The organism is Pseudomonas sp. CM27 (assembly GCF_013179515.1).
In the GTDB taxonomy this organism is placed as follows: Bacteria; Pseudomonadota; Gammaproteobacteria; order Pseudomonadales; family Pseudomonadaceae; genus Aquipseudomonas.
This window is the reverse complement of sequence record NZ_JABMCN010000170.1, coordinates 1-1,771: the sequence shown is the minus strand read 5'-3', so window position 1 is coordinate 1,771 and position 1,771 is coordinate 1. Positions and strand designations below refer to the sequence as shown.

The window sequence follows — 1,771 nt, the reverse complement described above, 5'->3', positions numbered from 1 at the left end:
AAGCAGCCCCGGCACTCCAGAGGCTTACACGGCCATCGGCGCGGTCATCGGCGCATGGTGCTCATAACCTTGCAGGCTGAAATCACTCGGCTCGATTTTCTCCAGCCACTCTGGCTCGTACTTGCCCGTCTCGGCAAACCCCGGCACGCGGTCGCTGATCACCAGCTTCGGCGCTTCCAGCGGCTCGCGCTTGAGCTGCTCGTTGAGCATGTCCAGGTGGTTTTCATACACATGGGCATCGCCGATGAAGTAGGTGAACCAGCGCGGGGTGTAGCCGGTCAGGCGGCCGAACAGCGACAGCAGCGCTGCGCCTTCGGTCAGGTTGAACGGCGTGCCCAGGCCCAGGTCGTTGGAGCGGATGTACAGCGTCAGGGAAATCTCCCTGGTCTCGACATTCGGGTGGAACTGGTACAGCAGGTGACACGGCGGCAATGCCATTTCGTCCAGCTGCGCGCAGTTCCAGCCGTGGAACAGGATACGGCGGCTGCCCGGGTCGTTGGCAATGGTGTCCAGGCACTGGCGCACCTGGTCGATGGCCTTGTACAAGACTACGAACGCGACGCCGTCCTCTTCGTCCTGGGCAATGCGGCGGAAGCCCGCCTTCTCGGCCATTTCGATGGCTGCCGGTTTGCTCAGCGGGATGCGCTTGTAACCCGGCCATTGCCGCCACTGAACGCCGTATATCTCGCCGAGGTCGTCATGCCCCTGGCGGAACGGGTTGGCCAGCCACTGGGCGTTTTCGTTGGCGTTCTGGTCCCAGACCTTGCAGCCCAGGTCGCGGAATTCGCCAGCGTTTTTCACGCCACGCAGGAAACCGACCATTTCGCCGATCGCCGATTTGAACGCCAGCTTGCGCGTAGTGATGGCCGGAAAGCCCTTCTGCAGGTCGAAACGCAGCATGGCGCCCGGCAGGCTGATGGTGCGGATGCCGGTGCGGTTTTCCTGCAGCGTGCCGTTTTCAATGACCTCACGGACCAGGTCTAGATACTGTTTCATGGCTTACCTGTAACAAGAACGGCAGGGGGAACGCCCCCTGCCGCAAGAATCAAACTGCGGCCTTGGCCGTCGGTTTACGGTTGTACGCCCACCAGATCAGGAAGAGGCCGCCGACGATCATCGGCAGACACAGCAACTGACCCATGGTCAACCAGCCGAAGGCAATGTAGCCGAGCTGGGCATCGGGCACTCGCACGAACTCCACGATGAAGCGGAAAATGCCGTAGAACAGCGCGAACATGCCGGAAACGGCCATGGTCGGGCGCGGCTTGCGCGAGTACAGCCAAAGGATCAGGAATAATGCCACACCTTCAAGCGCAAATTGGTACAGCTGCGACGGGTGACGCGGCAACTGCGCAGGGTCGCTGAACGGCGGGAACACCATCGCCCACGGCACATCGGTGGCCTTGCCCCACAACTCGGCATTGATGAAGTTGCCGATGCGCCCGGCGCCCAGGCCAATCGGCACCAACGGTGCGACGAAGTCCATCAGCTCGAAGAACGACTTGTTGTTGCGCTTGCCGAACCACAAGGCCGCCAGCATCACGCCAATGAAGCCGCCGTGGAACGACATGCCGCCCTTCCACACTTCGAAGATCAGCGTCGGGTTGGCCAGGTAGGCGTGCAGGTCGTAGAACAGCACATAACCCAGCCGGCCTCCGACAATCACCCCCATCGACAGCCAGAACACCAGGTCGGACAGCTTTTCACGGGACCAGGTGGGGTCGAAGCGGTTGAGCCGGCGCGAAGCCAGCAGCCAGGCGCCGCCGATGCC

At 62.2% G+C, this 1,771-nt stretch carries 2 protein-coding genes; both read right to left on the bottom strand.

The window, feature by feature from the left end; genetic code table 11:
• Positions 1-24: 24 nt before the first annotated feature.
• Positions 25-996, bottom strand: a complete 972-nt coding sequence (locus HP547_RS19785) for a thymidylate synthase (protein WP_172287149.1) — start codon at positions 994-996, stop codon at positions 25-27.
• A gap of 49 nt (positions 997-1,045) precedes the next feature.
• The coding region (gene lgt / locus HP547_RS19780) for a prolipoprotein diacylglyceryl transferase (RefSeq protein WP_172287148.1) at positions 1,046-1,771 on the bottom strand (726 nt) is incomplete at its 5' end.

Coding starts and splice junctions, on each gene's coding strand:
- HP547_RS19785 (WP_172287149.1), bottom strand. CDS start 996: ATGAAACAGTATCTAGACCTGGTCCGTGAGGTCATTGAAAACGGCACG.